The organism is Microcoleus sp. Pol11C2 (assembly GCF_036701505.1).
In the GTDB taxonomy this organism is placed as follows: Bacteria; Cyanobacteriota; Cyanobacteriia; order Cyanobacteriales; family Microcoleaceae; genus Microcoleus.
On sequence record NZ_JAUBQX010000107.1, the window covers coordinates 1 to 3,757 of the forward strand.

Annotated in this window: 2 protein-coding genes; both read left to right on the forward strand. The window is 50.8% G+C overall.

What is annotated here, in order from left to right; translation table 11 throughout:
• A partial coding sequence (locus QUA42_RS27410; protein WP_333141812.1) for a calcium-binding protein occupies positions 1-1,890 on the forward strand: 1,890 nt, incomplete at its 5' end.
• A gap of 776 nt (positions 1,891-2,666) precedes the next feature.
• On the forward strand, positions 2,667-3,757 hold a 1,091-nt coding region (locus QUA42_RS27415; protein ID WP_333141814.1), incomplete at its 3' end, for a DUF4347 domain-containing protein.

Here is a 3,757-nt window from a genome sequence, read left to right on the forward strand (position 1 = left end):
GAGTTTGGCATTCAGCAGCACACCAGCAGCGAACTAACTGACCAAGGTGGCAATTTTCAGTGGCCTGTCAAAAAAACCGCTAACTTCAACGATTACAATGCGACGGCAAGTATTACGATCGCAGACCCTTTACTCGGCCCTTTGCAAAACCTCAACGGCGCTTTAGTCAGGCCGCTGCTGACAGGAAGTCCGGCAATTGATAAAGGGATTGCCACTGGCGCACCGGCTACGGATCAGCGCGGCGTGACTCGCCCTCAAGATGGCGACAGCATTCCAGGTGCGATAGTCGACAGCGGTTCTTTTGAATTGGGAGGTAGTGTCGTCCCGGTGCCTACTCCGACACCCGCGCCGGCGCCAACTCCGACACCCGAACCGGTGCCTACTCCGACACCCGCGCCGGCGCCAACTCCGACACCCGAACCGGTGCCTACTCCGACACCCGCGCCGGCGCCAACTCCGACACCCGAACCGGTGCCAACTCCGACACCCGCGCCGGCGCCAACTCCGACACCCGAACCGGCGCCAACTCCGACACCCGAACCGGCGCCAACTCCGACACCCGAACCGGCGCCAACTCCGACACCCGCGCCGGCGCCAACTCCGACACCCGCGCCGGCGCCAACTCCGACACCCGCGCCGGCGCCAACTCCGACTGAGACTCCGACTCCGGCGCCAACTCCGACTGAGACTCCGACTCCGGCGCCGACACCACCGACTCCGACACCAACTCCCACGCCGGAACCGGCGCCAACTCCCACGCCGGAACCGGCGCCAACTCCCACGCCGGAACCGGCGCCAACTCCCACGCCAGAACCGGCGCCAACTCCCACGCCGGAACCGGCGCCAACTCCCACGCCAGAACCGGCGCCAACTCCCACGCCAGAACCGACACCGACTCCAACTCCGGCGGCAGATGATTGCCTACTCGATAGCCTCAACGCTCCGCAACTAGATCCTGCCACCATCACCCCCAACCCCGTCCAACAAACTATCAACGGTGGCGACACTACCGATTTCATCATGGGCGGTGTCATCAACGACTCAATTAACGGACAAGTCGGCAACGATACTCTCTACGGCATGGGCGGCAATGACAACATTGACGGCGGCGCAGATAACGACTCAATCTTCGGCAATGGAGGCAGCGATTTCATCTCTGGCGGCGCTGGCAACGATACCATCTACGCTGGCAAAGATCCTGACACTGTGGTAGATGCCGAGGGCGACGACTTGTTGAGGGGAGATCTCGGCAATGATACAGTTGCCGGCGGCGTTGGCAACGACAGCATTTTCGGCGGTAAAGATGACGATATCTTGCTGGGTGAAGATGGTGACGACTACATTTTAGGCAACTTAGGAAATGACACAATTAATGCCGGAAACGGCAACGATATTGCCTTTGGCAATGAAGGTACAGACCTGATTTTTGGCGACATCGGTAACGATACCCTGTACGGAGGCAAAGAAAACGACAGTCTCGATGGCGGTGAGGGCAACGACTTGCTGTTGGGCGGCAATGAAAACGATGTGCTCTGCGGCGACATCGGTAACGATACCCTGTACGGCGGCAAAGGTGATGATATTCTCAGTGGTGGCAGCGGTGCCGATTTCCTTTCCGGGGATGTTGGGGACGATACTTTGACTGGTGGTTCGGGAAATGATGTGTTTTTCCTCAATCAAAGTTTGGGTAGCGACATCATTAATGATTTCCGCAAGGGAGAGGATTTAATTGGGTTGAATTCTGGTTTGAGTTTTAATCAACTCAGTATTACTTCCAACAACAATCAGACTTTGATTACTGTGACGGACACCAATCAATTGTTGGCGAAGCTTAACAATATTACCCCCGGTATTCTCACTGCTACTGATTTCACTCAGGTAACAATCTAACTGCTTGGGGTAGGGTGCGCCATAAGCAGCCAGCCCGCTTAGAAGTGGTGAATAAAGCTCTCAAACTCCTGAAAATTGGTGGATGACGTTAGCGTCGCCCGCCCCTACGGGGGCTACGCCAACGAATAGGAGCGATCGATCTGATTCTTTTCAACAGCGATCGGTAATAAATCTTGTTTATTGCCGATCGCCCACACCTAGAATGAGGCACATCCGTCTATTGCAATTTTGAGCTGGCTAGCCATAAGTAGCGCCCGAATAAAGTTAGCTTTCTCAACCACTAAATTTCAAATTATTGGGAAGTTTTTTCCAGGTAGGAAAAAGTTAAATCAATCAAATTTTTAGGCAATTATCCTGGTTTTATTTAATGTGAATGTATCAGGTACTAGCTAGAGCAATTTTCAGGAATTCGGAACCACAGAAAATCTTTTATTAATTTTCCCTGACCAAGGCTTCCCAATGGTTTGATGCACTACTGATCTGGCTAATGGTGTGCATGGCAAATCTATATAGAGAGGTTCCCCGTGCCGGACTATTTACATTACATCCTCTGCTGTTAATTGCTAAAAAAATCGCAATTTTTACACAGCTTAAGCTGATTAGGGAGACAAGTCTCGGATTTCACTTAGGGATAGAATTAAAATTTTTCACTAAATTTTAATTCTCCGGATGGCTCACCGAGGTTTTAATTCTGCCTACTGCCTTCTGCATCTCTAGCCTTCTGCTTTCAAGGTGAATCTACCAGCAAATAGTAAACATTCTCATGGGTATGCGAAATGAGTTCAACTTTTGCCACTAACATGGATTCACAATCTGTTTTCCCCAATGCTGGTTCTAAATCTATTGTGTTCATTGATCCCGAGTTAGATGACTATCAAACTCTTGCGGGTGGCGTGCTTCCCGGTGCAGAAATCATCATTTTAGATAAAAATAGTAACGGAGTTGAGCAAATTACTGCGAAACTGCAAACAATTTCTGCTGCGGGGGAAACTGTAGACCAAGTTCACGTTTTTTCTCACGGCAATTCAGGCAGCTTGCAGCTAGGTTCTGCAACGCTGAATTCGGATAATTTGCCGCAATATGAAAGCCAGTTGCAAGGGTGGCGAAATGCGCTAAGCGACCAAGCAGATATTGTGCTTTATGGTTGCGATGTTGCGGCGGGTTCGGGAAGCGATTTTGTCGATCGCCTAGGCGAGTTAACCGGGGCTGATATTGCTGCATCTAGCGATCGCACTGGCCGCGGTGGTAACTGGAATTTGGAGTTTGCCAAAGGTGATATTGAAGCACCGCTAGCCTTGACTCCAGAAGCAATGGCTGATTATCAAGGGACTTTAAAGACTATTACCGTTACCAACAATAATGATAGCGGACCCGGTTCCTTGAGAAATGCGATCGCCTCCGCAGCAGCCGACGATACCATTCAATTTGAATCGAGTCTTGCCAGCCAAACAATTACTCTCACGAACGGTCAACTTGTCATCAACAAAAACTTGACAATTGATGCCGTTGGTGCAGCCAATTTAACCATCAGTGGTAACAATACTTCGCGGGTAATTTTCACAGAAGGTGCAACAAATGTTACTCTAAAAAACCTGATTGTTGCCAACGGCAAAGTTTCTGGTACTGACCCAAATAATCAGACAACTAGCGCCGGTGGTGGCATTCAAACAGGAGGTAGCAGCACTTTAACTTTAGAAAATTGCCAAGTCAATAATAATGTTGCCGGTTTTGGTGGCGGCATTTACACTGGTTTTCGCAGCACGACGACTGTAATTAACAGCAAGTTTAGCGGCAATGACGGTTCCCTAGCGGATAATACCGAACGTGGTGGCGGCGCGATCGCCACTAAAAGCGGCGGTGTTCTGAC